The following is a 25,912-nucleotide window of genomic DNA, read 5'->3' on the forward strand; positions in this document are numbered from 1 at the left end:
ACCATGGTGCACTTCACGCTGTGGGACATGGTGCGCGATCTGCTGCTGGCCGCGCGCTGGACCCTGGTGCTGTCCCTGATCGCGTTCTCGGGCGGCGGCCTGGCCGGCGCGCTGCTGCTGCTCGCGCGCATGCGAGGCGGGGCCGCGGCCCTGCGCCTGGTGCAGGGATACGTGCAGTTGTTCCAAGGTACGCCGCTGCTGATGCAGCTGTTCATCGTCTACTTCGGGCTCGGCGTGCTGGGCTTCGAGGTCTCCCAGTGGAGCGCCGCGGCGCTGGCGCTGGTGCTGTACTCCAGCGCCTACCTGACCGAGATCTGGCGGGGTTGCGTCGAAGGCGTGCCCCGAGGTCAATGGGAGGCCTCGGCCAGCCTGGGCCTGGGCTTCGCGCAGCAGTTGCGCCACGTCGTGCTGCCGCAGGCCCTGCGCGTGTCCATCGCGCCCACCGTGGGTTTCCTGGTGCAGGTGGTCAAGGGCACCGCGCTCGCCTCGGTGATCGGCTTCGTGGAGCTCACACGGGCCGGCTCGATGATCGCCAACGCCAGTTTCCGCCCCTTGCAGGTCTACGCCCTGGTGGCGGCGCTGTACTTTTGCATCTGCTACCCGATCTCGGCGGCCAGTCGCGCACTCGAAAGGAAATTCCATGCTCCCCGCTGAGACCTCCCCCGCCCGCGCGGCCGTGCGCATACGCGGACTGCACAAGCGCTTCGGCGACACCGAGGTGCTCAAGGGCATCGATCTCGACATCGCGCCCGGCGAGGTGGTGGCGATCATCGGCCGCAGCGGATCCGGCAAAAGCACCCTGTTGCGTTGCATCAACGGACTCGAAACCCTGGATACCGGAGAGCTGACCGTCGAGGGGCAGACCGTGCAGGCGCACGATGCCAAGTCACTGCGCGAGCTGCGCCGCCGGGTGGGGATGATCTTCCAGGGCTTCAACCTGTTTCCGCACCTGAGCGTGGGGCGCAACGTCATGCTGGCGCCCGGCCTGGTGCGCGGGACTCCTCGCGCCCAGGCCGAGAGCGAGGCGCGCGAGCTGCTCGCGCGCGTCGGACTGGAACACAAGTTCGACGCCGCGCCGGAGAAGCTCTCGGGCGGACAGCAGCAGCGCGTGGCGATCGCGCGCGCGCTGGCGATGCATCCGTCGGTTCTGCTGTGCGACGAGATCACTTCCGCGCTCGACCCCGAGCTGGTGGGCGAGGTGCTGCGGGTGATCGAATCCCTGGCGGTCGAGGGCATGACCCTGGCCATGGTGACCCACGAGATGGGATTCGCGCGCCGTGTGTCGGACCGCATCGTGTTCATGCACGAAGGGCGCATCCACGAGACAGGAGGCCCGCAGCAATTGTTCGAGTCTCCGCGTACGCCGGAGCTGGCGCAGTTCCTGGGGCACCTCGCATCATGAGCGCGACCGGGGCGCTGCATGCCAGGCCGGCTCCGCCAGGCCGCGCGGGCCGGCCGCCGGCGGTCCCCTCGAATCCGACGCGTGCGATCGTCGAGGCCATCACCACGGCGATCGTCGAGCATCGGCTGGCGCCCGGCGCGAAGCTGACCGAGCAGACCCTCGCCGGCATCTACGGGGTCTCGCGCACCATCGTGCGCCAGGCGCTGTTCCAGCTCGAGCGCGACCACCTGGTCACGCTCGAGCCGGCGCGCGGCGCCTTCATCGCCGCCCCGTCGGTGCAGGAGGCGCGCCAGGTGTTCGCCGTGCGCCGGCATATGGAGCAATACCTGGTCGGGGTGTTCTGCGAGCAGGCGACGCAGGCGGACTTCCGCGCGCTGCGCGAGCACATCGCCCAGGAGCAGGAGCTGGTGGTGCGCACCGACGTGCGCGGCCGCACGCGACTGCTGGGGGACTTCCACGTGCTGATGGCCCGCCGCGTCGGCCTGGACGTACTGGCGCAGTTGCTCTCGGAGCTGATTTCGCGTTGCGCCCTGATCACGCTGATGTACCAGTCCTCGCGTGCCGCGCAGCATTCCTCGGACGAGCATGTCGCCATCCTGCGTGCGCTGGAGATGCGCGATGCCCCACTGGCCCGCAGCCTGATGGAGCAGCACCTGGCGGCCACCGAGGATTCGCTGCTCTATCACCCCCGCACGCCCGGCGCCGATCTGCACGAGGCGCTCGGCCACGGCCGCCAGGGGCCGGGCCTCGTGGGGCCGCGCGCATCCCGAAGCTGAGTCAGGCGTGTCGCAAGCATCCATGCTCCAGCTTTTCACGCGCGCCGACGTCGCCGCGCTGGTGGGCGAGCTCTACGGCTGCGCGCCCTGGCTCGCCGAGCGCGCGTGGCAGGCGCTGCCCTTGAGCTCGCCGGCTGCGTGCAAGCTCCGCCTCGCGCAGATCGTGCGCGAGGCCACGCACGAGCAGCAGGTCTCGCTGCTGCTGGCCCATGGGGATTTCTCCGCGAGCGACTCCGGCACGGACGAGGCAGGCCCCGGTGGAGCCTGGCGCATGCAGGCCAGTGAGGGTGAGCTCCGGCGCATGCGTGAACTGGCCGCCGAATATGCCCGGCAATTCGGATGGCCCTTCGTGCCGGACCTCGCCGGGCCGCTTGCGCGGGGCCTGGGTGCGGCGCAGATCCTCGGCGCCCTGCAGCGCCGCCTGGAAAACCCCCCGGAGATGGAGCTCGCCGAGAGCCTGCGCCAGCTCCACCGCATCGCCGAGTTGCGCCTGAACGGCAAGCTGGGCCTGCGCCCGCTGCTCGGGGAGCAGGTGCTCGACTGGTGCGAGCGCCTGGCCCGGCACAGCGAGCCGCCGTGGCGGGAACAGGGCAGGCTAACGGTCACCTACCTGAGTGAGGCGCACCGTGCCTGCGCCGGGCAGTTGCGGGAATGGATGAACGAGTGCGGCTTCGATGAGGTGCACGTCGACGCGGTCGGCAACGTGGTCGGGCTGTACCACGCGGATCGTCGGGATGCTCCGCGCTTGCTGACGGGCAGTCATTACGACACGGTGCGCGACGCGGGCCGACTCGACGGCCGCGTGGGAATCTTCGTGCCGATGGCTTGCGTGCGCGAGCTGGCACGCGAGGGCAGGCGCCTGCCCTTCGGCATCGAGGTCGTGGGCTTCGCGGAGGAGGAGGGTCAACGCTTCGCGGCGGCCTTCCTGGGTTCGAGCGCGCTGATCGGGGCCTTCGACCCCGCGTGGCTGGATCTGCGCGACGCGCAGGGCATGCGCATGCGCGAGGCCATGCTCGAGGCCGGCCTGCCCGCGGATATGCAGGCGATCCATGCGCTGCGCCGGGATCCGGCGCGCTACCTGGGCTTCGTCGAGGTTCATATCGAGCAGGGGCCCGTACTCGAGGCGCTCGACCTGCCGCTGGGAGTCGTGCATTCCATCAACGCCAGCTGGCGTGCGCTCGGCGAGGTCGTCGGCGTGGCCAGCCATGCCGGAACGACACCCATGCAGGCGCGCCGCGATGCCGCCTGCGCGGTGGCCGAAGTGATGTTGCTGGCCGAGCGCAGCGCCGCGGCCGAGCCGGGTGCCGTGGCCACGGTCGGCCAGCTGGAGGTGCCCGGCGGGTCGGTCAACGTGGTGCCGGGACGCTGTCGCTTCAGCCTGGACGTGCGCGCCCCGGCGGACGCGCTGCGCGACCGCGTGCGCGCCGTGGTGGAGAAGGGGCTGCACGAGGTGTGCCGGCGCCGCGGGCTGCGCGCCCAGTTGCGCGAGACCCTGCGCGAGCCGGCGGCGCCGAGCGACGCGGGCCTGCAGGAGCGCTGGGAGCGAGCCGTGGCCGGCCTGGGAGTCGAGGCGCATGGCATGTCCAGCGGCGCCGGCCACGATTCCATGAAAATGCACCGCTTGCTCCCGCAGGCCATGCTGTTCGTGCGCGGAAGCCTCGGCGGGATCAGCCACAACGCGCTGGAGTCGAGCACCGCGGACGACCTGCAACTGGCGTGCCTGGCCTTTCAACGAATGATCGAGGACTTTTGCGTGTCATGCTGAGTACATCCCATCACGCGGCCCTGGATCGCTGGGTCGACGAGCATTTCCAGGAGCAGGTCCGCATGCTGCAGGAACTCGTGCGCGTGCCCTGCGACACGCCGCCCGGAGACAACGCGCCGCACGCCGAGAGGACCGCGCAACTGCTGGAGGCGTTCGGCCTGGCCGTGGAGCGCCATGCGGTGCCGAAGCAGCGGGTGCGCGAGCAAGGCCTGCGCTCGATCACCAACCTGATCGTGCGCAGGCGTTATGGACAGGGTGGGCCGGTGATCGCGCTCAACGCCCATGGCGACTCCGTGCCGGCGGGAGAAGGGTGGACCCACGATCCCTACGGTGGGGAGCTGGTCGACGCAAAGCTCTACGGCAGGGGCAGCGCGGTCAGCAAGAGCGATTTCAGCACCTACAGCTTCGCCCTGCGTGCCCTGGAGTCGCTGGGACTGCCACTGCGAGGGGGCGTCGAACTGCACTTCACCTACGACGAGGAATTCGGCGGCGAGCTGGGCCCGGGGTGGCTGCTGTCGCAGGGCCTGAGCCGCCCCGACCTGGAGATCGGCGCCGGTTTTTCCTACCAGGTGGTCACCGCCCACAACGGCTGCCTGCAACTGGAGGTCACGGTGCACGGCGTGATGGCGCACGCGGCGATTCCGCACAGCGGTGTCGACGCGCTGCAGGCCGCGGTGGCCATCCTCGGCAGGCTCTACGAGCTCAATCGCGGCCTGAGCGAGCTGCGTTCGAAGGTTCCGGGCATCGATCATCCCTACCTGAACGTGGGCACCATCGAAGGCGGGACCAACACCAACGTGGTCCCGGGCAAGGTCGTGTTCAAGCTGGACCGGCGCATGATTCCCGAGGAGGACCCGGCGCAGGTGGAGGCCTCGTTGCGCGCCGCCATCGCGGAGGTCGCGGCGCGCCAGCCGGGGATCCGCGTGGAAGTCCGGCGCATGCTGCTGGCGCATGCCCTGAGGCCGCTGGACGGCAATCGGGAACTCGTGCGGGCCTTGCAGCGCAACGCCGAGGAGATTTTCGGCCAAGCGATTCCCGTCACCGGCACGCCGTTGTACACGGACGTGCGCCTGTACAGCGAACGGGGCGTGCCCGCGGCCATCTACGGCGCCGGCCCGCGCACCGTGCGCGAGTCGAACGCCAAGCGCGCCGACGAGCACATCCGCCTGGAGGACCTGCGCGGTGCGACCAAGGTCGTGGCCCGCACCCTGCTGGACCTGCTGATCGCCGGCGCCGCGCGATCCTGACCTTGCGCCGGGATGCGCTGCGCCGGAGCGCCGAAGTCGCGAGCCAGCTACGCGGCTGGCGCCACACCCTGCGCGGCGACCCGGAAGCGCCCCACCTGGGTCTGCAGTCGCTGGGCCTGCGCCGTCATCTGCTCGGCGGTCGCGGCCAGCTGTTCGGAAGCGGAGGCGTTCTGCTGGGTCACCGAGCTCAGGCGGGCGACCGCCTGATTGATCTGCTGCATGCCGGCGGCCTGCTCCTCGGAGGCCGAGGCGATCTCCTGCACCAGCCCCGAGGTCTTCTCGATCGCCGGCACCATCGGCTCCAGCAGCGTTCCGGCAGCTTCGGCCTTCGCCACGGTGGTCGACGCGATGTGGCCGATCTCCTTGGCCCCGGCCTGGCTCTTCTCGGCCAGCCTGCGTACTTCGGCGGCGACGACGGCAAAGCCCTTGCCATGTTCGCCGGCACGCGCGGCCTCGATGGCCGCGTTCAGCGCCAGCATATTGGTCTGGTAGGCGATGTCTTCGATGACGGAAATGTGCTCTGCGATGCTGTGCATGGCCGCCACGGCGTCCTGGACCGCAGTGCCGCCCTCGGAGGCCTGGGTGGCCGCCTGCCGCGCCATGGCGTCGGTCTGGCGGGCGTTGTCGGCGCTTTGCCGGATCGATGACGTGGACTGTTCGACGGTGGCCGAGGTCTGTTCCACGGAGGCGGCCTGGTCGCTCGTCGCTTGCGACAGACTCTCCGAGGTGGACGCCACCTGGGACGAAGCCGAAAGCAGCTGATCGGCGGAGGCGCGCACCGAGGCGATCAGCGCGGCCAGCGTGTCGCGCATCGAGGCCATCGACGCGATCACGCTCGAGCGGTCACCGTCTCGAACCCGGATCGCCTGGCTGAAGTCGCCTGCGGCGAGCCTGCCCATGGCGCCGGTCACCTCCCGGGGCTCCGCGCCGAGCATGTTCGCCTCGGCACGCAGAACGTGGGCGACATAGATCAGGATCACGGCCTCGAACACCACGTACAGCGCGTGGACCGCGACGATGAACCAGCTGGCGCCGTCCTTGAACAGTTCGATGCCCTGGTGCTGTTCCTGCAGGTAGTTGAACAGCACGTGGTGCACCGCGATCAGCGCCGCGGCGAGCACGATGGGGCGCCAGTCCCCGTACACGATCAGCAGCGCGAGCAGCACGAAGATGCCGAAGTGCATTTCGATCATGCCCCCGGCCTGCTGGATCATCAGTGCGCAAAAGACCATGTAGGCAGCCCCGAAGGCGCAGCGGGAGGCCAGGCTTCCCGGCACCAAGAGCGCCACGGCCAGGGGCACGAGCAGCGCCGGCAGGCCGATGCTGGCCGCCTCGCCGAGGCTGTTCGTGAACCAGGCGAGTCCGCCGCTGATGGCGAACACCACGGCCAGGGTGATGCCCATCAGGCTGTCGGCCCGCACGTCGGCCATGTCGGACCGAAGCAGGGACGAGGAATGGGACGGCTCCGTGCTCATGAGGTACTCCGTGTGATGCGCGCGCCGCGTGCCGGTTCAGCCGCCGCAGCCGGGGAGATGGCGCAGCAGCTGGAACAGCCACAAGCGCTGGCCGGTATAGGCGATCCACGCGACGATCGCCAGCCAGGCCGCGAGATGCCGGGACCGAAGCGGGAGGTGAGCAGGGCGGGCGGATGGCATGGTGCGCGAATTGTTGGGAGACGTATTTGTCGCGCGAGTTGCCTCGCGGGACCTAGAACTATTTCACGGATAGGGCGTCGCGCAGCATGTGCATGTCGTCCGGACGCGATGGCCCTTCAGCGGCGCGCGCGCGAATCGGGGGGCAGACGCAGCCAGAAGGCGCTGCGGCCCCCGGAGGACATGGCGCCCACCCGGCCGCCGTGTGCTTCGACGATCGACTTCACGATGGCCAGCCCCAGGCCGGCTCCCTCGCCGTTGCGCTGGCGCGAAGGGTCGACGCGGTAGAAGCGGTCGAACAGATTGGGCAGATGCTCGGCGGCGATGTCGGGCCCGGGGTTCTCGACGCGGATCTCCAGCCAGCCCGCCGGATCGCTTTCGAATCGCACGCTGACCGTCTCTCCGGCCGCGGTGTGGCGAATGGCGTTGGACAGCAGATTCGACAGGGCTCGTCGCAGCATCGCGCGGTCGCCGCGAATTCGCGGGGCTTCGCCGAAGGTCTCCAGCCCGACTCCGCGTTCCTCGGCCCAGGCCTCGAAATACTCGAACAGCTCGCTCACCTCGGCACCCAGGTCCACCTCTGTGTGCTCGGGCCGGATCAACTGGTGCTCGGCCTGGGCGAGGAACAGCATGTCGCCGATCATCGTGCTCATGCGTTCGTATTCCTCCAGGTTGGAGTAGAGGATCTCGCGGTAGTCCTCGGCGCTTCGCGCGCGCGACAACGCGACCTGGGTCTGCGTGCGCAGGTTGGTGACGGGGGTGCGCAACTCGTGCGCGATGTCGGCGGAGAAGTTCGACAGGCGCTCGAAGCTTTCCCCGATGCGTTCGAGCATCGCGTTGAAGGAGGCGACGAGCCCGGCCAGTTCCACCGGCACCTTGTCCGGGTCGAGGCGGACGTCCAGGCGCTCCGAGCCGACCTCGCGCATGCGCGCGCCGATGCGCCGGATCGGCGCATGCCCCTGGCGCACCGCCAGCCAGGCCACCAGCACGCTGAAGGCGCTGGCCCCCAGCGTGCCCAGCCACAGCGCGCGCCGCAGCGCCGCGAGAAAGCGAAGGTGGTAGTCGATGGCGGTCGCCAGGATCACGGTGTCGCGATCGATGCGCAGCACCGCGCCGCGGTAGCTGCGCCCGCCGGTGGTCCAGATGCGCAGCGCGGCGGCATCCAGCTGCGCCACGGCCGGGTCGGCATGCGCGCGCGCGGCAAGTCCCGCCGGAGTCGCGTCGAACAGCACGCGGCCGTCCGCACCCTCCACCCGGAAGTACACCTCGTGGTGATCCGCGATGGTCTCGGCGAAACGCTGTTGCAGGTCCTCGCTGCCGACGCCGGCGGCAGCGTCGTCGAGGGCCAGGCGCAGGGTCTGCGCCACCGGGCGAAGCTGCCCCAGGTCCTGGCCCGCGAAGTGCTCCTCGATCGACGATTCCAGCGCCGCCGCTGCGACCAGGAAGGTCAGCGTGGTGGCCAGGCCGACCCACGCCGTCACGCGCAGCGCCAGCGACGCCGGGCGGCGTGCGCGGCGTCCGGCGCGAGCCCCGAGCCGCTCAAGCATCGGCATCGGGCAGGTCCAGCGTGTAGCCCATGCCGCGCACGGTGCGGATCAGCTTGGGTGAGAAGGCGTCGTCCACCTTGGCGCGCAGGCGCCGGATGGCCACGTCGATGACGTTCGTGTCGCTGTCGAAGTTCATGTCCCACACCTGCGAGGCGATCAGCGAACGCGGCAGCACCTCGCCCTGGCGACGCACCAGCAGCTCGAGCAGCGCGAACTCCTTGTTGCTCAGGGCGATGCGCGTGCCGCCACGGCTGGCACGCCGCCGAGGCAGGTCGAGCACCAGGTCGGCCACCTGCAGCTTGTCGGCCTGCGAGGGGCTGCGGCCGCGGCGCAGCAGGGTGCGCACGCGCGCCAGCAGTTCGGTGAAGGCAAAGGGTTTGACCAGGTAGTCGTCGGCGCCGAGCTCCAGCCCCTTGACGCGGTCCTCGACGCTGTCGCGCGCCGTCAGGAACAGCACCGGAACGTCGCGCCCGGCCTCGCGCAGCGCGCGCAGGATGCGCCAGCCGTCGACGTCGGGGAGCATCACGTCGAGCACGATCAGATCGTGGTCGCCGGTCATCGCCAGGTGGTGTCCGTCCAGGCCGTTGCGCGCGAGATCGACGACGAAGCCCGCCTCGCTCAGCCCCTGGCGCAGGTAGTCGGCCGTCTTGGCCTCGTCTTCGACCACGAGCAGTTTCATCACCGTACCGTCCTTGCCCACACTCTAGCCAGGGCATGCTTGCGCAGGCATGACCACCAGATGACATCAATGTAATCGACGGGTCATCCGAGAGACAGGGTCCGGATACTAATCTGGGTATCAAGCATCCGGTGGCAGCGCGCAAGGCGACTCGCCGCGACCGTCGGACGAGAACCGACTGAAAGGAGAACGACATGATGTGGTACGGACACCCCGGTGGATGGGGATGGGGCTACGGGATGATGGGCGGCTTCGGCTGGGTGTTCATGCTGCTGCTGGTCATCGTGGTCGTGGCGCTCGTGGTGGGACTGCTGCGCGACGTGTTCATCGGCATGCGTGGGCATCACGCCATGCCGAAGGTCCCGGGGTCCTCGGCACGAGCCATCCTGGACGAGCGTTATGCGCGGGGCGAGATCGACGCCGACGAATACAAGCGCCGGCGCGCCGACCTGGACCTGCGTTGAATCCGATTTTCTGTTCGCAAAGGAGCGAATCATGATCAAGTGGAACAAGCGTGCGGCGCTCGGCCTGGTGGCCGCGCCGGTGATGATCCTCGGCGCGGCCGCGCTTCCTGCCCTGGCGGCGGGCACGGCCAGCGCTCCCGCGGCGACCACGCAGTCCGAGGCTTACGGCCCCGGCTACGGCTATGGCATGGGCCCGGGCATGATGGGCGGCTATGGCCCGGGCTACTCGGGCGGTGCCTGGCAGCGTGGAGCCGCGGGCCCGCACCCGCGGGGCTGGGCGCGTGGCGGCCATGGCGGCTTCGGCCCCGGCATGATGGGAGGCTACGGGGGCTATGGCGGCTTCGGTCCGGGGATGATGGCGGGCTACGGCGGCTTCGGCCCCGGAATGATGGGAGGCTACGGCGGCTACGGCATGGGTCCCTGGATGATGGGCGGCTTCGGCGCCTACGGGGGGTGGGGCGTGAATCCCCAGCTCAGTGACGCGCAGCGCACCAAGGTCGTGGGGATCGAGAAGGCCTTGTTCGACAAGCAGTGGCCGCTGATGCAGTCCATGCAGAAGGTGATGTTCGAGTCCTGGGGGAAGGCCGCCGGCGACAAGCTCGATGTCGACGCGATCATGAAGCGGGCCACGGCGCTGTCGGAAGTGCGCCTGCAGATGCTGCGCAACCGCCTGGAGGCGGCCAGGCAGATGGACGCGGTGCTGACGCCGCAGCAGCGCGACAGCCTCGGCGACGCGCCTTGAGTCCGGTCCCGCCGGGACGGCTTGCGCGAGGGGCCGAAAACCCTGGCTGCCGGCCCGGCGGAACCTCCTCGAGCCCCGGTGTCCTTCGGGGAGCGTGACGGAACTCGCCAAACTGGAGCATGCGATGAGACCGACGATCAGGCGCCGCGTGCGCGGCGCCGTCCTGATGGCGGCCCTGCTGGCCGCGACCTGGGCATCGACGACGTGATCGCCGGCTTGCTTCCCGAACAGAAGGCGCAGCACGTCAAGCGCCTGCAGGCCGAGGGGCGCTTCGTCGCGATGGCCGGTGACGGCATCAACGACGCGCCGGCGCTGGCCCAGGCAGAGGTGAGCATCGCGATGGGCACCGGCACCGACGTCGCCATGGAAAGCGCCGGCGATGTCCTTCAGTTCGGTCTCGGTCGTGACCAACGCGTTGCGCCTGCGCCGGGCGAAGCTGTAGGGCCGCGAGCGGCAAGGCGGCAAAATGCATGAGCCCACCCCAGCCCATACGAGGAGAGTGTCATGAGTTCCTACGTCTTCAGCGTCCACAGCCCGAAGGGCTTCGAGTCCACCGTGCAGTCCGTCACCGACGCGCTCAAGCAGGAGGGATTCGGCGTGCTGACCACGATCGACGTGCAGGCCACGCTCAAGGCCAAGCTCGGCGTCGAACAGCGCCCGTACGTGATTCTCGGGGCCTGCAACCCCCAGTTCGCACACCAGGCCCTGCAGGCCGACCCGGATATCGGGGCTCTGCTTCCCTGCAACGTGGTCGTGCGCGAGGATGCCGATGGCGCGGTCCATGTCGTGTTCATGGATCCGCAAGCGGTGCTGGGCATGGTCGCCCGGCCGGAGATCGAGAGCCTGGGTGGGGAGGTTCGTTCCAGGTTGCTGCGCGTGGCCGAGTCGCTGCGCGGCTGAAGCGGTCGAGCGCGATGTGCCGGGTGACCGCTGGCGACTTGTTCCGAGCGGGATGACCTCCGTGGCGCCGCGGATGACAAAACTGTCATCCGTCGGTCATGCTCCGGAAAGTATGGCGTTTCTAGCATGCGTTGGTCGGTGCGAAGAGTCTTCGCTCCCCAACGGTCCGCGGGGCACGAGCCCGCCGCGCGGCGAATTCCTTCAGGAACCGAGGAATCCATGCAACGTTCATACCCAGATGCGCTCCGTGGGGCGGGAATCGCCCGGCGCCGCTTCGTCCAGGGCCTGGCTGCCGGCGGGGTGCTGCTCGGCCTGCCCACGCTGGCCGCGCAGGCACAGGGCCGGCCTGCGGCCACGCACACGGGCAGCGCCCCGGAGCTTCGCGGCACCGAATTCGACCTGGTGGTCGCCGAGACCCCGGTGAACTTCACCGGCCATGCGCGCATGGCCACCACTGTCAATGGCTCGCTGCCGGGGCCCACGCTGCGCTGGCGCGAAGGCGACACGGTGACCATTCGCGTCACCAACCGCATGGCCCGCATGACCGCCATCCACTGGCACGGCATGCTCGTGCCCTACCAGATGGACGGAGTCCCGGGCCTGAGCTTCGCCGGCATCGCCCCGGGGCAGACCTTCGTCTACCGCTTCCAGGTACGCCAGTCGGGAACCTTCTGGTACCACTCGCACGCCGGCATGCAGGAGCAGACCGGGCTGTACGGCGCCATCATCATCGATCCCGCCCACGGCCACACGGTGCAGGCCGACAGCGACCACGTGGTGCTGCTTTCCGACTGGATGGACGCGGACCCCATGCGCGTGCTGGCCAGGCTCAAGGCCGACAGCGGCTTCGACAACTACCACGAACCCACGGCGGTGGATTTCTTCGAGGACGTCAGGCGCAACGGCTTGCGCGCCGCGCTGGACAAGCGCGCCATGTGGCAGCAGATGCGCATGAGCTGGGGCGACCTGTCCGATCTGTCGGGGGCCACGCTGAGCTACCTGGCCAACGGCACCACGCCTGCGGGCAACTGGACGGCTCAGGTGAACCCCGGCAAGGTCGCGCGCCTGCGCTTCATCAACGGTGCCGGCGACACCTTCTACGACGTGCGCATCCCCGGCCTGAAGCTCACCGTGGTGTCGACCGACGGGCAGGACGTGGAGCCGGTGACGGTGGACGAATTCCGCTTCGGCCCCGGCGAGACCTATGACGTGCTGGTGCGCCCGACCGACGATGCCTACACGATCTTCGCGCAAAGCATGGACCGTACCGGCTATGCACGCGGCACGCTGGCGGCCCGCCCGGGGATGAGCGCCCCTGTGCCGGCGATGGATCCGCGCCAGAACCTGACCATGCTGGACATGGGTATGTCGTCGATGTCCGGCATGGCGGGAATGGGTTCCATGCCGGGCATGGACATGGGTTCCTCGCCCGCGGCGCGCCACGCACCCACCGAATACGGTCCCGGCGTGGACGCCCGCGTCGACCAGCCGCGTACCAACCTGGACGACCCCGGCGTGGGGTTGCGCGGCAACGGACGGCGCGTGCTCACGCTGGCCGACCTGCACACCGTGGGCGGCCCGCTCGATGCGCGTGAGCCGGGGCGCACGCTGGAGTTCCACCTCACCGGCAACATGGAGCGTTACGTCTGGTCCATCGACGGGGTGAGCTTCGGCGACTCCGCGCCGATCCTGTTCCACCACGGCGAGCGCCTGCGCGTCACCCTGGTCAACGACACCATGATGACCCACCCGATGCACATGCACGGCATGTGGAGCGAGGTCGAGGATCCGGACGGCCATTTCCTGGTGCGCAAGCACACGGTGCCGGTGCAGCCGGCGCAGCAGATCAGCTACCGGGTCAGCGCCGATGCCGTGGGGCGCTGGGCCTGGCACTGCCATCTGATGATGCACATGGATGCGGGCATGTTCCGCGAAATCCTGGTGGCCTGAGGAAACGACCATGCACAAGACGATCCACACGACGTTTCACGCGAGCATCCTTGCGGCAGCCATGGGTTCCGCGATCCCCGCCGCGGCACAGGCGATGGACATGCAAGGCATGGCCATGCCGGCCAGCCCCGACGCCGCGAAGCCTGCCATGGCCGCGCCGGACCCGGGCGCATCCATGCCCGCGGGCGCGTCGGACGCTGCGATGCCCGCGAGTACGGTCCCGGCTCCCGCGCAGGCCACGCCTCGTACGGCCAACGCCGATTCGGGCGGCTACACGCTGAGCACCGGCCCCTACATCCCGGCCGGCGTGAAGCCGCCGCGCCTGGCGGACCAGGAGAGCTTCGGCTCGGTGTTGGTGGACCGCCTGGAGCGCGCCTACAGCCACGACTCCGGCAACTGGACCACCTACGACGTACAGGCCTGGTACGGGCATGACTTCAACCGCGCGGTGCTCAAGGCCGAGGGGCAGGCCTCGCAGGGGCGCCTGCAGGACGCGCGCACCGAACTGCTGTGGGGCCACGCCATCGCCGCGTACTGGGACTCGCAGCTCGGCGTGCGCCACGACAACGGCGGCGGCCCGGACCGCAACTGGCTGGCCTTCGGCGTGCAGGGCCTGGCGCCGTACTGGTTCAACGTCGAGGCCACCGGCTACCTGGGCGACCAGGGCCGCAGCGCCTTGCGCCTGAGCGCCAGCTACGAACTGCTGCTGACCCAGCGCGTGGTGCTGCAACCGCAGCTCGAGCTCAACGCCTACGGCAAGGACGATCCGGCGCGCGGCATCGGCAGCGGCCTGTCGGACGCCACCGCGGGGCTGCGGCTGCGCTACGACATCTCGCGCCAGTTCTCGCCTTACATCGGCGTGGAGTGGAGCGGGCGCTTCGGGCGCACTGGTGACTACGCGCAGGCGGCGGGCGAGCGCCGCGACACCGCGGACGTGGTCGCCGGTGTGCATTTCTGGTTCTGATGGACTCCGCAGGGCAGTCCGAGGCTAGGTTCCGGTGCCGAGCGGCTCGACACAGTACAGGCGCCCCGGACGGGCGTATTCGGGGCTGAAGCCCACGTCGGAACCGGGCCTGCACTGCTCGGCATAGGCCAGGCGCAGGTCGGCGGCACCGGTGTCGAGGCAGCCGCAGCGCGCCTGCAGTATGCCGTCCGCGTAGCGCAGGTCGCGGCAACTGCGGCGGTAGGGGCCCGAGGGCAGCCAGGGCTGGTCGCAGCGCAAGCGGCCGTCGACGTTGGAGATGCCGGAGCCGGCCGCGCAAGCCTGGGCCACGTCCAGGCTGGAGCGCAGCTGGGTGGTGGTGCCGCTGCGGGTGCACAGGGCCTGCAGCACCCCACGGCGATAGCGCAGCGGCGCGCAGCTGCGCTGGTAGCTTCCCGCGGGCAGCTCGCAGCGCAGCGTGCCGTCATCGTTGGCGACGTCGCCCCCGAAGCAGCTCGCGGCACTCAAGCTCGCGCGCACGGGCGCGCCGCTGGAGCTCTGGCATTGCGCGGACAACTCCTGGCTGCGGGGGTCGTACGCGATGTCGCTGCAGCTTGCGCGGTAGCTTCCCATGGGGCTTTGCCGGAGCTTGCCAGAGCCCTGAAAGCTGCCCCAGTTCAAGGCCGCGCCGATGCTGGGGCCCAGTCCGACGAATTGCCCGATGTTCTCCAACGGGGAGTCGGAGTCGGGGCCCAGCTGGGCGAGGAACTTGAAATAGGCCCCGACCAGCGGCTGGAAGGTGTAGAGGGTGACGGGGAATGGCTGCGCCAGGGCCTGCGGCGTCAGCGGGCTCCAGAAGTAGCCGAGCGTCAGCCCCAGGTTCAAGCCATAGCCCAGCGAGGAAAAGCTCAGCGAGCCGCTCCTGCAGCCGAGGAAGGACAGGCCGGGGCCGATGCCGCCGCAGATCATGAATTCGGAAAGCCCGGCCAGCTCCGCCGGCACCTCCACCAGCGGCAGGCGCGGATCGGGAGCGAGGCGGCTCGCACCAGTGGCCGAGGCCCTCGCGGGCTCGAACGTGAAGGAGCCCTGTGCGGCCGGCTGCGTCCGGCCGTCGACGCTGCCGGGCTGCCCGGAAAGCTCGATGAGCACGGTGCCGTCCTCGCCGCGGGCATAGGCGCCGAGCAGGTAGTCCGCATCGCCCGGCCACGCCTCGCGCAGGAACTCGAAGCTGCCCAGGCCGGCCTTCGACGGCGCCGCCACGGTGAAGCGGCTCTCCCCCGGCGGCAGCTCGCCGATCTCGGCCCAGCGCCCGTGGCCGCTGCGGATGCGAAAGCCGTGCAAGGTGCCGTGCAGGCGGTTGCGCACCGTGAAGGACGTCGGGCTCGGCAGCGGCTCGCCGGCGGGGGAGTCCGCGCCCGATGCGGGCGCCGGGCCGGCCGCCGCGTTCAGGGCCGCCAGGCAGCCGGTGAGCGCGAGCGCCGCCGCCGGGCGGACGGCAGACGATGGGGCGAGCGCTGGCATCCCGGGCTCCTGGGGGTGAGAGGCGCAGGGATCGTAGGTCCGTACGCTTTTCCGCGGATGCCGTGGGTGATTGACAGGCCTGGCGCTCTGCCCGGGCGCTGGCATGCCGGGTCCGCAAGGCTCCCCCCGGGCCATGGCCGCGGCGCCTCAGCCGCCTTGCCGGATGGCAGCCAGCTGTTCGCGGATGATGCGCTCGGCGTCCTCCGGCGGAAGGTCGACGCCGCCCATCAGCGGGCGCACCTCGATGCAGCAGGCCTGGCCAGGGAAGGGCGCCGGAAAGCGCCGCGCCCAGGCCAGCGCCTCGTCGTGCGAGGACACCTGGATCAGCGTGTAGCCGGCGATCAGTTCCTTGGTCTCGGCGAAGGGGCCGTCGACGACCCGCGCCCGGCCGGCGGCGTCGTAGTCCACGCGAAAGCCCTGGCTGCTGGGCTGCAGGCCGGCGCCGTCGAGCAGCACCCCGGCCTTGGCCATTTCCTCGTGAAAGGCCATCATGCGCGGCACCAGCGTCGGGTCGTCGGGGAAGTCGCCGGCTTCGCTCATCGCGGTGGCGCGAACCTGGATCATGTATCGGGGCATGGAAGTCTCCTGGAAGGGTGGATCTTGCACGACGAACGGCGCGGGCGTGTTTCGACACGATCCCGGTCGTCATCGCTGCTGTGGCATGCTCCGGTTCACGCCCGTTTCAACCGGATGGGAGCGATGAAGCTCGAGCCTTGGCTGCCGCGCCGCGGCGCGGCCCTGAATCTTGCCCTGCAGGGCGGCGGCGCGCACGGCGCGTTCACCTGGGGCGTGCTCGACGCGCTGCTGGAACACGGGCGCTGGCGCTTCGGCGCGCTCAGCGGCAGCAGCGCCGGGGCCCTCAACGCGGTGATGCTGGCCCAGGGCCTTCGGCAGGGAGGCGCCGATGCCGCGCGTGAGCTCCTGGAGCGTTTCTGGACGCGACTGGCGGCGTGCATGCCGGTCGGCGGCGCCGGCCATGCCGGCGAGGAACTCGCGCTGAGGCCGGCCATGCACCTGGCGCTGCAGTGGGCGCAGCTGCTGTCGCCCTATCAGTTCAACCCGCTGGGCTTGAATCCGATGCGCGAGCTGCTCGCCGGGCTCGTGGATTTCGAGCTGCTGCGCCACCCTGCGGCGCCGCGCCTGTACATCGGTGCCACGCATGCGGGAAGCGGGCGGCTGCGCCTGTTTGGCAACGCGGACCTGAGCCTGCAGGCGCTGCTGGCCTCCACCTGTCTGCCCAACGTCCATCACGCCGTCGAGATCGACGGCCAGCCCTACTGGGACGGCGGCTTCTCCGCCAACCCTCCGCTGCTGCCGCTGGTGTTCGAGCAAGCCTGCGCCGATACCCTGCTCGTGCTGCTGAGCCCGCTGGATCTCGGTGCCGCGCCGCGCAGTGCAGAGGGCATCCGCTCGCGCATGCTCGAACTGGCCTTCGGCGGGCCGCTGGTGCGCGAGCTGCAGTTGCTGCACGAGGCGCGGAGTCGGCTCGCGCGTGAACTCTGGCCCTGCGGGCGCCTGCCCCGCCGCGTGGCGCGGGCCAGGCTGCACTGCGTCGACGCGGACGAGCCCCTGCGCGAGCTCGACGGCCACAGCCGCATGGTGGTGCACCTGGGCTTTTTCCAGCGCCTGCGCGACCAGGGCCGCGAGCAGGCCTTGCGCTGGCTGCGTGAACACGGCGAGGCGGTGGGGCGCCGGTCCAGCATGAGCGGCTGGGCACCGGCCTCGCCGCTGCATGCCTGAGCGGCGCGCCGAGTCAGCCGCCGGCTTCAAATCCACGGGTCGTTGTCGAAGGTGCGCTGCCCGCGGGCTCCGTCGCCCGTGTTCACCACGCCGCGCGGCTCGATGAGCAGCACCTTCACCTCGCCCATCGCATGCGGCTTCTCCTCGGTGGAATTGGTACCCGCCGACTACAGATCCTCGCGCCGGCGCAGCGCCCACGCTGTCCGCGTCGCTCCAGGCCCGCTCCGTGGTGCTCGCCTGACCGGCCTTGCGCCATCCGGGAAATGTTCAGTCCGCGGCAGCCGCCAGCTTGTCCTGGGTCCTGCGTTCGAAATCGCTGGCGTCGTGGCGCTCGTGCAATTGTTCGGAGGGCTCGCCGCGGGTGCGGTTCACCATGCGTCCGCGGCGCACGGCGGGCCGCTCGTACACCGCCTCGGCCCAGCGTTGCACGTTGCGGTAGTCCTGCACCGAGAGGAACTCGGCGGCGCCGTATTGCCAGCCCTTGACCAGCCCGCCGTACCAGGGGAAGGCGGCGATGTCGGCGATGGTGTAGTGCGGGCCGGCGAGATACTCGCTCTCGCTCAGGCGCCGGTCGAGCACGTCGAGCTGGCGCTTGACCTCCATCGCGTAGCGGTCGATGGCGTATTCGATCCTGGTGGGCGCGTAAGCGTAGAAATGCCCGAATCCCCCGCCCAGGAAGGGCGCGCTACCCATTTGCCAGAACAGCCAGTTCAGGGTTTCGGTGCGTGCCGCCGCATCCGGGGGCAGCAGCGCGCCGAATTTCTCCGCGAGGTACAGCAGGATGGAGCCCGACTCGAACACCCGGATGGGCGAGGGGCCGCTGAGGTCCAGCAGCGCCGGAATCTTGGAATTCGGGTTGACGGCGACGAAGCCGCTGCCGAACTGCTGGCCCTGGCCGATGTCGATCAGCCATGCGTCGTACTCGGCGCCTGCGTGGCCCAGGGCCAGCAGCTCCTCCAGCATGATCGTGACCTTCACGCCGTTGGGTGTTCCCTGGGAGTACAGCTGCAAGGGGTGGCGTCCTCGCGGAAGCTCCGCCTCGTGGGTCGGACCGGCCGTGGGCCGATTGATGCCGGCAAAGGAGCCGCCGCTGGGCCTGGACCAGCTCCAGACCTTCGGGGGTACGTATTCGGGCGTATTCGCCATGTCGGGATATCCGTGGCTGGTTTTAGTATGAGTATTCTAAAATGCATCCAGCGCGGGTGCAGGCCCGGCGATTCGAGTGGTGGATGGAACGATGGCGAGACCGAGACAGTTCGACCAGGTGCAGCTGCTGGAAGCCGCGGTGCAGTGTTTCTGGGACCGGGGCTACGCGGCCACGTCGGTGCAGGATCTGGTGCGCGGCAGCGGGGTCACCGCCGCCAGCCTGTACAACGCCTTCGGCGACAAGCGGGCGATCTTTCGCGCGGCGCTGGAGCATTACGTGGACACCCGCCTGGGCGAGCGCATGCGCCGTTGCGACGCGCTGCCCCCGGAGCAGGCGATCCGCGGGTTTTTCGAGGAGGTCGTGCGGGCCTCGTTGAACGATCCGGCGCACAAGGGGTGCATGCTGGTCAACACGGCGCTGGAACTCGCGCCCCACGACGCCGAGCTGCGCGCGCGGGTCTGCTCCTTGCTCAGGCGCCTGGAGCGCTTTTTCCTCCGCCATGTGGAGGCCGGACAGGCGGCCGGAAGCTTCACGCGGGCGCTGCCGGCCCAGGTGCTCGCGGGCCATCTGGTGGGCGTGCTGATGGGTCTGCGCGTGCTGGCCCGCGCGCGCCCCCGGCGCGGCGTACTGGACGACGTGGTGGCCCCGGCGCTGGCCCTGCTCAGCGGAGCCGGCGTCGGTGCCGCGGCACGATGATGGGCGTACGCCGCCCAGGGTCAAATCCGGTACTGTCGCCTATTGACAAGGAGTTCGTTTGCGAATCAACTCGTTTCAAGCAGCAACCAGAGCCGGGACTCGACGTTTCTTGCCGCGGGTCCTTCAATGCCCTTGAAATGGAGTGGTGAATTGAAAGTATCGTCGCTGATTCAAAGCCTGGCCTTCGGGCTGGTGCTCACCGCCGGGGTCGTGCAGGCCGCGCAGGCCAGTGAGATCGACACCATCAAGCATCGCGGAACCCTGATCGTCGGCGTGAAGGCCGACTACCCGCCCTTCGGCTTCCGGGCGCCCGACGGCAGCATCGTCGGCATCGAGCCGTCGCTGGCCGCCCAGGCCGCCAAGAAGCTCGGGGTGAAGGTCGAATACGTGCCGGTCAACGCCTCGAACCGCATGCAGTTCCTGGAGCAGGGCAAGATCGACCTGCTGATCGCCACCATGAACGTGACGCCCGAACGCGCGAAGGACGTCTGGTTCGTCGAGCCCTACTACTACGCCTCGGGCTACAACGTGCTGCTGTCCGACAAGGTCAAGGCGCACCAGTGGTCCGATCTCAAGGGCCAGTCCGTGTGCGGCATCCAGGGGACCTACTACAACAAGGACTCCGAGCAGAAGTACGGGGTGCACATCGTGGCCTTCACCGGCACCGCCGAAGCGCTGACGGCGCTCAAGCAGGGCCGCTGCATCGGCTTCATCTTCGACAACACCTTCATCCTGGGCAAGCTGCTGGACAAGGAATGGAGCGGCTACGGCATGCCGCTGGAGACCCTGGACGCCAAGCCCTGGGGCATGGCCACGCGCCTGGGCGACAAGGACTTCCACGCCTTCATGGACCAGATGTCGCAGGACTGGGCCAAGACCGGCGAGGTGCTCAAGCTCGAGACCCAGTTCGGCATCACCCAGCACTCGGCCTACGTGGAGAAGGTGCACGAGCAGTACAAGAGCGGCAAGTAAGTAGCCGGCCGCGTACCGAGCGGCCGTCCACCCGCCGCCCGGCTCCGGGGAGTGCCCCCGGGCGGGCGGCGTTTCCGCGACTTCGCGGCCTCGCATCCACCCGCGCATGATGATCGACATCGCAGGCTGGTTCCGGCATCTGTACCAGACGACCGGAATCAACCTCACCATCGTCTACGACCCCTTCGACCGCTCCAGGTTTCTGCACGGCTTCCTGGTGACCGCGGAGCTCTCCGTGGTCTGCGTAGTCGGTTCGGTGCTCGTCGGCGTGGTGGGCGCCTGGCTGCAGGGGTCGAAGATGGTCTGGACCCGGCGCATCGTGCAGGGCTACATCCAGGTGTTCCGCAACACGCCGCCGCTGGTGCAGATGTATTTTTTCTATTTCGGCATCAGCAACCTGCTGCCCAGGACCACCAACGCCATCGGCCTTCCCGAGCCCCTGGTGAGCGGCTTCGTCTGGGCCTGCGTTTCGCTGACCTTTTTCGCCGGCGCCTTCAACGTGGAGATCTTCCGCGCGGGCATCGAGGCGGTTCCCTCCGCCACCGTCGAGGCCGCGGAGGCGCTCGGCTACACCCGTCTGCAGTCCTATGTGCACATCGTGCTGCCGCTGGCCCTGCGCGTGTGCCTGCCGGCGCTGAACAACAACCTGGTGAACCTGATCAAGACCACCACGCTGGCCTATGCCATCGCCGTGCCCGAGCTGCTGTACGCATCGGCGCAGATCTGGTCGGACGAATCCAACGTGACGGTGATGATGTTCGTGTTGCTGTTCGCCTACGTGGCGCTGGTCGGGCTGCTGGTGTACATGATGCACAAGCTCGAGCACCGCCTGCGCCTTCCGGGATATTCGCGATGAGCGCGCGCACCGAGGACGGGGGCAAGCCCTTGCCGGTGCTGCTGGCCTGCGCCGCGCAGCCTGGCGCCGGCGCGTGGCAGGCACCGCGCCTGCGCCTGTGGCATGGGGGCGCGCTGGTCCTGCTGGTGCTGCTCGGCGCGGGCTTCGCCGACGCTGCGGCCTCGCCGCCGCGGGCAGGGGTGCTGTCCGTGCTCGTGCGCTGGACCCCGCTGCTGCTGCGGGGTTTCGGCTTCAACATCCTGATCAGCTTCCTGTCCATGGGCCTGGGCACGCTGCTGGGCGTGGCGCTGGGCCTGGGGCTGATCTCCCCGCACGGGGGCGCCCGCAAGCTGGCCTGGAGCCTGACCCAGTTCTTCCGCAACGCGCCCTGGCTGGTGCTGCTGTTCTTCGCCATCTTCCTCATCCCCTTCCAGCTGCGCCTGGGCGGGCTGACGATTCCCCTGCCCGGGTGGTTCAAGGCCGTGGTGGGGCTGAGCCTGCCGGTGATGGCCAACGTGGCCGAGATCCTGCGCGGGGCCGTGGCCTCGATTCCCTCGGGCCAGTGGGAGGCCGCCGAATCCCTGGCCTTCAGCCGGCGCCAGCAGCTGTGGCTGGTCATCCTGCCGCAATGCGTCAAGCGCATGCTGCCGCCGTGGATGAACCTGTATTCGATTCTCACCACCTCCACCGTGCTCGCGTCCATCGTGGGCGTCAGCGAGGTGATGACCCTGGCGTCGCAGATCACGGCGGCCGAAGGGGGGCGTACCGATATCCTGGCGCCCCTGTACGGCTACATCATGCTGTGGTTCTTCGCCTACTGCTATCCCATTGCCCGCTATACGCTGCGTCTCGAGCGCCGCTTCGCGGTGAAGATCTGAGCAGCCATCCCATGAGCACTTCCGACGAAATCGCAGTCGTCATTCAGGACCTGCACAAGTCCTATGGGGACGCCGAAGTCCTCAAGGGCGTCTCGCTCACGGTGAAAAAGGGCGAGGTGGTCTGCATCATCGGCCCGTCGGGTTCCGGCAAGTCCACGCTGATCCGCTGCATCAACGCGCTGACGCCCTTCGACAGCGGCAGCATCCGCGTGTTCGACATCGACGTGCACGACCCCAAGCTCGACAAGCTGGCCCTGCGCCGGCGCGTGGGCATGGTGTTCCAGCAATACAACCTGTTCCCGCACCGCACGGCGTTGCAGAACGTGATGATGGCGCCCATCCACGTGCTGGGCCAGGATCGCAAGCAGGTGGAACAGCGGGCCTTCGCCTTGCTGAAGAAGGTGCGCCTGGCCGGGCGCGAGCACGCCTACCCGGGCGAGATGTCGGGCGGGCAGCAGCAGCGGGTGGCCATCGCGCGCTCGCTGGCCATGAATCCCGAGGTCATGCTGTTCGACGAGGTGACGGCGGCGCTGGATCCGGAAACCGTGGGCGAGGTGCTGCTGACCATCAAGGAACTCGCCGCCGAGGGCATGACCTGCATCCTGGTCACCCACGAGATGGGATTCGCGCGCGAGGTGGCCGACCACGTCTACTTCACCGACCGCGGTGTCATCGTCGAGCACGGCCCGCCTTCCGAACTGTTCGGCGCACCCAAGGACCCGCGCACCCGCGAGTTCCTGGGCAAGGTGATGTAGCGGAAGCGCGGCTGGACAAGGCGTTGCCGCTTCGGGGTGCCGCGGCCTACCATCGGCCCCATCGAAGGACCACGGTCCGGCGCCGCCCCAGTGTTCGAGGACCCAGCGATGGCCAGCCGCAGAAAACCGCCGTCTTCCACCGCCGCGGCAAGCGCCAGGGGCGCCGCCCCTGCCGTGCGCGCCCCCTTGCCGGGGGAACTGCGGGACTACGTCGTGGATGCGGGGCAGCGCACGGCGCTGTTCCTGGATGCGCTGCTCGACCGGGGCAACGCCTACCGCGAGCATCTGCAACGGGGCACTCCGGCCCTGCTCAAGTTCAAGCACGAACTGGTGCTCGACGGCGCGAGCTTCGAGCGTCCCTGCAACTACGCCTTGCTGCGGGTGGTCCCTCCGAAGGATCTGCCGGTCCGCGACGACCTGCGCCCGCTGGTGGTGGTCGATCCCCGCGCCGGCCACGGGCCGGGCATCGGGGGTTTCAAGAACGACTCCGAGGTGGGCGTGGCCATGCGTGCCGGGCACCCGGTGTATTTCGTCAGCTTCCGGCCGCAGCCCGAGGAGGGGCAGACCCTGCAGGACGTGATGCACGCGCAGGCCCGGTTCCTGGAGGCGGTGATCGAGCGCCATGCCCACTGTCCGGACAAGCCGGTGGTGGTGGGCAACTGCCAGGCCGGCTGGGCGATGATGGCGCTCAACGCCACGCGCCCCGAACTGTTCGGGCCGCTGATGGTGGTGGGCGCGCCGCTGTCCTACTGGGCCGGCGCCTCCACCCTCAACCCCATGCGCTACGCGGGCGCGACGCTGGGCGGCAGCTGGCTGGCCTCGCTGGCCGCGGACCTGGGGGCCGGGCGCTTCGACGGCGCCCACCTGGTCGACAATTTCGAGAAGCTCAACCCGGCCAACACGTTGTGGAGCCGCTACTACAAGCTGTGGTCGGAGGTGGACGGCGAGGCTTCGCGCTTCCTGGACTTCGAGCGGTGGTGGGGGGGCTACTTCCGCATGAGCACCGCCGAGATCGAGACCATCGTGGAAGATCTGTTCGTGGGCAACAAGCTGGCCCGCGGCGAGTTCCTGGACGGCGGGCGCCCGGTCGACCTGCGCGCCATCCGTGCGCCCGTCGTGGTGTTCGCCTCGCACGGCGACAACATCACTCCGGTGCCCCAGGCGCTGAACTGGATCATCGACACCTGGGGCGACGAACGCGCCATCGCTGCGTCCGGGCGCACCATCGTCTACGTGCTGCATGAAAGCGTGGGCCATCTGGGCATCTTCGTGGGCGGGGAGATCGCCCGCAAGGAGCACGACCAGCTGGTCGGTTCCCTCGACGTGATCGAGAGCCTTCCGCCCGGCCTGTACGAAATGAGGCTGCAGGCCAAGGACGGCATCGATGTGCAACGCTGGGACTGCCTGGAGCCGGGCGACTACAGCGTGCACTACGAACATCGCACCATGCAGGACATCCTGGACCTCAACCCCGAGGGGCGCGACGAGGAGGCGCTGTTCTCCACCATCGCCAAGGTCTCGGCCTTCAACGCGCGGTGGTACAAGGCCTGCGTGCGCCCCTGGGTGGGGGCGCTGGCGAACCGGGCGACGGGCGACGCCGTGGGCCGGCTGCATCCGCTGCGCCTGCAGCGCGAACTGCTCAGCGATGCGTCGCCGGCGGCCCCCGCGCTGCGGCGCCTCGCCCGCCAGGCGCGGGAGCGGCGCGCACCGGCGGCGCCCGGCAACCCCCTGCTCGCGCTGCAGCAGCAGCTCGACGCCGGCATGCGCGCGAGCCTGGACCGGCTGCGCGAGCAGCGCGATGCCTTCACGGTCGCGTGGGCGCGCCAATGCTTCGGCGCGGCCGGACTCGGACGCTGGTTCCCGCCGGACCCGCCCGATTCGGCTCGCGCCCAGGCGTGGGCGCTGCGGCAACTCGAACAGGCCCGCGCGCGGGCGCTGGAGAAGGTGGAGCAGGGCGGCTTCGCCGAGGCCGTGTGCCGCATCGTGCTCGCCGGCATGGCATCGATCGGCGCCTTCGAGCGGCGCAGCCTGCGCCTGGCCCGCCTGCTGGCGCGCATGCCCGCGCAGGGGGCCGGGGGCAAGCCGGTGGACGTGGACTGGACGCGCCTGCTGAAGGACCAGGCGCGCATCACCGCGGTGGTGCCCGTCGAAGCGCTCAACGCGCTCGAACGCATGCTGCCCGACCGCGCCGCGCGCGAGCGCGCGCTGGCGCTGGCCGCGGCGGTGATGATGATCGAGCCCACGCTGCACAACCCGCGCTCGGAGATCATCGAGTTCCTCATGGGCACCCTGGGCGCCGACCCGCAGCGGGTGATCGGGCTGGCGCGCAGGCTCACCGGAGCGCTGGAGGCGCCGCCCCGCCGGCCCGCGCGCGCTCCTGCGGCGCGGCGCGGGCGCCGCGTGCCGGCCGCGGACTGATCACGCCCCATGCCGGCCTCGAAGCTCCCCATGCCGACCCTGCGCGGTCTGCTCGACCAGCCCCACAAGCTCCCGACCATTCCCAAGGTCGCGCAAGAGCTCATGCGCAGTTTCAGCGACGAGGACGTGTCCTTCGCCGCCGTCGCCGCGCAGATCTCGGCCGATCCGGTGCTCAGCGCCAAGCTGCTGCGCCTGGCCAATTCCGCCTATTTCCATTTCTCGCGCACCATCGGCTCGGTCGACGATGCCTTGCGCATGCTGGGTTTCGTGATGGTGCGCAACCTGGTGCTGGGCAACGGGCTGGCCGCCGCCTTCCGCAACACCCGCGGCATGGACCTGCGCGAGTTCTGGCACTACAACCTGTACACCGCCTGCGCGGCGCGCTGGCTGGCGGCCGAGGCCGGCGTGCAGGCCGACACGGTGTTCACGGTCGGACTGATGCACGGCATCGGCCAGTTGCACCTGCATGCCGCGGCCGCCGAGGCGATGGCGCCGCTGGACCGGAGAATGGACGTGCTGGAAGCCGGGCGCGCGGCGCTGGAACGCCAGGAGCTGGGCTTCCACCACGGCGACGTGGCGGCGGAGCTGGCGCGCTGCTGGCATTTCCCCGAGCCCATCGCCTTTGCGCTGCGCCAGGTTCCGCTGCCGCTGGAGGGCCGGGAGTTCTCCGACACGGCCGCCTGCGTGCACCTGGGCGCGTGGCGGGCGCGCGCGGAGCTGCGCGCCACGGCGCCCGAGGAACGGGCGGCCGCCTTTCCGGAAGTCGTGGCCCGGCGCCTGGGACTTTCGCTGCAAGGCATCGACGCGCGCATGCCGGTGCTGACCGAGCTCACCGAGGGCCTGCAGGCCATGCTCGAATAGGCCGGCAGGGCGCCGGCCGCGCTACGCCTCGGGCCGCGCGGGT

The 25,912-nt window shown here is 69.7% G+C and carries 25 protein-coding genes and 2 pseudogenes; 19 read left to right on the top strand and 8 right to left on the bottom strand.

Features of this window, described 5'->3' with window-relative positions:
• Positions 1-3: 3 nt before the first annotated feature.
• Genes D466_RS0105830 through D466_RS0105850 form a run of 5 tightly spaced genes read left to right on the top strand, consistent with a single transcriptional unit; the run spans position 4 to position 5,190 of the window.
• On the top strand, positions 4-654 hold the full coding sequence (locus D466_RS0105830) for an amino acid ABC transporter permease (protein WP_018912776.1): 651 nt from the start codon (positions 4-6) through the stop codon (positions 652-654).
• The gene (locus D466_RS0105835) at positions 641-1,402 is read left to right on the top strand and encodes an amino acid ABC transporter ATP-binding protein (protein ID WP_018912777.1); all 762 of its coding nucleotides are present in this window, start codon (positions 641-643) and stop codon (positions 1,400-1,402) included. Before D466_RS0105830 ends, D466_RS0105835 begins: the two co-directional genes overlap by 14 nt.
• Entirely contained in the window at positions 1,399-2,178 is a 780-nt protein-coding gene (locus tag D466_RS20740) for a GntR family transcriptional regulator (RefSeq protein WP_018912778.1), read from the top strand. The genes D466_RS0105835 and D466_RS20740 overlap by 4 nt, the downstream gene beginning before the upstream one ends.
• A gap of 22 nt (positions 2,179-2,200) precedes the next feature.
• Entirely contained in the window at positions 2,201-3,943 is a 1,743-nt protein-coding gene (locus D466_RS0105845) for a hydantoinase/carbamoylase family amidase (protein WP_018912779.1), read from the top strand.
• Complete coding sequence (locus D466_RS0105850; RefSeq protein WP_018912780.1) at positions 3,937-5,190, top strand: M20/M25/M40 family metallo-hydrolase; 1,254 nt, start codon at positions 3,937-3,939, stop codon at positions 5,188-5,190. Before D466_RS0105845 ends, D466_RS0105850 begins: the two co-directional genes overlap by 7 nt.
• A gap of 47 nt (positions 5,191-5,237) precedes the next feature.
• Here the strand turns inward: D466_RS0105850 and D466_RS23160 are convergent, their stop codons facing one another.
• From D466_RS23160 to D466_RS0105870, 4 genes are all read right to left on the bottom strand, one after another.
• On the bottom strand, positions 5,238-6,665 hold the full coding sequence (locus tag D466_RS23160; RefSeq protein ID WP_081629839.1) for a methyl-accepting chemotaxis protein: 1,428 nt from the start codon (positions 6,663-6,665) through the stop codon (positions 5,238-5,240).
• A gap of 36 nt (positions 6,666-6,701) precedes the next feature.
• Complete coding sequence (locus D466_RS24415; protein WP_196803431.1) at positions 6,702-6,845, bottom strand: hypothetical protein; 144 nt, start codon at positions 6,843-6,845, stop codon at positions 6,702-6,704.
• Positions 6,846-6,961: 116 nt separating this feature from the next.
• Positions 6,962-8,395 (bottom strand): heavy metal sensor histidine kinase, encoded by a 1,434-nt coding sequence (locus D466_RS0105865; RefSeq protein WP_018912782.1) that lies wholly within the window; start codon positions 8,393-8,395, stop codon positions 6,962-6,964.
• On the bottom strand, positions 8,382-9,068 hold the full coding sequence (locus D466_RS0105870; RefSeq protein ID WP_018912783.1) for a heavy metal response regulator transcription factor: 687 nt from the start codon (positions 9,066-9,068) through the stop codon (positions 8,382-8,384). Before D466_RS0105870 ends, D466_RS0105865 begins: the two co-directional genes overlap by 14 nt.
• 194 nt (positions 9,069-9,262) lie before the next feature.
• Between D466_RS0105870 and D466_RS0105875 the strand changes: the two genes are divergently transcribed.
• The 6 genes and pseudogenes from D466_RS0105875 to D466_RS0105905 all read left to right on the top strand — a co-directional run bounded on the left by D466_RS0105875 (position 9,263) and on the right by D466_RS0105905 (position 14,088).
• Entirely contained in the window at positions 9,263-9,532 is a 270-nt protein-coding gene (locus D466_RS0105875; RefSeq protein ID WP_026284944.1) for an SHOCT domain-containing protein, read from the top strand.
• Between the two features lie 31 nt (positions 9,533-9,563).
• Positions 9,564-10,274, top strand: coding sequence for a Spy/CpxP family protein refolding chaperone (locus D466_RS22665; RefSeq protein WP_026284945.1), 711 nt, complete (start codon positions 9,564-9,566; stop codon positions 10,272-10,274).
• Positions 10,275-10,457: 183 nt separating this feature from the next.
• Positions 10,458-10,670, top strand: a pseudogene (locus D466_RS0105890) (HAD family hydrolase); the annotation flags it as partial.
• A 108-nt stretch (positions 10,671-10,778) separates the two neighbouring features.
• Entirely contained in the window at positions 10,779-11,174 is a 396-nt protein-coding gene (locus D466_RS0105895) for a DUF302 domain-containing protein (RefSeq protein ID WP_018912786.1), read from the top strand.
• A 219-nt stretch (positions 11,175-11,393) separates the two neighbouring features.
• The gene (locus D466_RS0105900) at positions 11,394-13,124 is read left to right on the top strand and encodes a copper resistance system multicopper oxidase (RefSeq protein ID WP_026284946.1); all 1,731 of its coding nucleotides are present in this window, start codon (positions 11,394-11,396) and stop codon (positions 13,122-13,124) included.
• 10 nt (positions 13,125-13,134) lie between these two features.
• Positions 13,135-14,088: a copper resistance protein B gene (locus D466_RS0105905; protein ID WP_018912788.1), complete on the top strand. Its 954-nt coding sequence runs from the start codon at positions 13,135-13,137 to the stop codon at positions 14,086-14,088.
• A 24-nt stretch (positions 14,089-14,112) separates the two neighbouring features.
• Here the strand turns inward: D466_RS0105905 and D466_RS0105910 are convergent, their stop codons facing one another.
• On the bottom strand, positions 14,113-15,567 hold the full coding sequence (locus tag D466_RS0105910) for a CVNH domain-containing protein (RefSeq protein ID WP_018912789.1): 1,455 nt from the start codon (positions 15,565-15,567) through the stop codon (positions 14,113-14,115).
• Positions 15,568-15,714: 147 nt separating this feature from the next.
• The gene (locus tag D466_RS0105920; protein ID WP_026284949.1) at positions 15,715-16,143 is read right to left on the bottom strand and encodes a YciI family protein; all 429 of its coding nucleotides are present in this window, start codon (positions 16,141-16,143) and stop codon (positions 15,715-15,717) included.
• A gap of 123 nt (positions 16,144-16,266) precedes the next feature.
• On the opposite strand from D466_RS0105920, the gene D466_RS0105925 reads away from it, so the two are divergent.
• Positions 16,267-17,307: a patatin-like phospholipase family protein gene (locus D466_RS0105925; RefSeq protein WP_018912791.1), complete on the top strand. Its 1,041-nt coding sequence runs from the start codon at positions 16,267-16,269 to the stop codon at positions 17,305-17,307.
• A gap of 26 nt (positions 17,308-17,333) precedes the next feature.
• On the opposite strand, the pseudogene D466_RS23165 reads toward D466_RS0105925, so the two are convergent.
• Together D466_RS23165 and yghU are read right to left on the bottom strand one after the other, a co-directional pair.
• Positions 17,334-17,453 (bottom strand): annotated as a pseudogene (locus tag D466_RS23165) (cupin domain-containing protein); the annotation flags it as partial.
• 121 nt (positions 17,454-17,574) lie between these two features.
• Positions 17,575-18,453 (bottom strand): glutathione-dependent disulfide-bond oxidoreductase, encoded by an 879-nt coding sequence (gene yghU / locus D466_RS0105935; RefSeq protein ID WP_026284950.1) that lies wholly within the window; start codon positions 18,451-18,453, stop codon positions 17,575-17,577.
• 91 nt (positions 18,454-18,544) lie between these two features.
• On the opposite strand from yghU, the gene D466_RS0105940 reads away from it, so the two are divergent.
• The 7 genes from D466_RS0105940 to D466_RS0105970 all read left to right on the top strand — a co-directional run bounded on the left by D466_RS0105940 (position 18,545) and on the right by D466_RS0105970 (position 25,869).
• Positions 18,545-19,150, top strand: coding sequence for a TetR/AcrR family transcriptional regulator (locus D466_RS0105940; RefSeq protein ID WP_026284951.1), 606 nt, complete (start codon positions 18,545-18,547; stop codon positions 19,148-19,150).
• Between the two features lie 150 nt (positions 19,151-19,300).
• The gene (locus D466_RS0105945) at positions 19,301-20,122 is read left to right on the top strand and encodes a transporter substrate-binding domain-containing protein (RefSeq protein ID WP_018912795.1); all 822 of its coding nucleotides are present in this window, start codon (positions 19,301-19,303) and stop codon (positions 20,120-20,122) included.
• 109 nt (positions 20,123-20,231) lie between these two features.
• Positions 20,232-20,978 (top strand): amino acid ABC transporter permease, encoded by a 747-nt coding sequence (locus D466_RS0105950; protein ID WP_026284952.1) that lies wholly within the window; start codon positions 20,232-20,234, stop codon positions 20,976-20,978.
• Complete coding sequence (locus tag D466_RS0105955) at positions 20,975-21,835, top strand: amino acid ABC transporter permease (protein ID WP_018912797.1); 861 nt, start codon at positions 20,975-20,977, stop codon at positions 21,833-21,835. Before D466_RS0105950 ends, D466_RS0105955 begins: the two co-directional genes overlap by 4 nt.
• Positions 21,836-21,846: 11 nt before the next feature.
• Positions 21,847-22,590 (top strand): amino acid ABC transporter ATP-binding protein, encoded by a 744-nt coding sequence (locus D466_RS0105960; RefSeq protein ID WP_018912798.1) that lies wholly within the window; start codon positions 21,847-21,849, stop codon positions 22,588-22,590.
• Between the two features lie 174 nt (positions 22,591-22,764).
• A complete protein-coding gene (locus D466_RS20755; RefSeq protein WP_018912799.1) occupies positions 22,765-25,008 on the top strand; it encodes a DUF3141 domain-containing protein in 2,244 nt (747 codons plus the stop codon).
• Between the two features lie 30 nt (positions 25,009-25,038).
• Positions 25,039-25,869 (top strand): HDOD domain-containing protein, encoded by an 831-nt coding sequence (locus tag D466_RS0105970; protein WP_018912800.1) that lies wholly within the window; start codon positions 25,039-25,041, stop codon positions 25,867-25,869.
• Positions 25,870-25,912: the final 43 nt, after the last annotated feature.

This window comes from Thiomonas sp. FB-6, assembly GCF_000377645.1.
GTDB lineage: Bacteria > Pseudomonadota > Gammaproteobacteria > Burkholderiales > Burkholderiaceae_C > Thiomonas_A.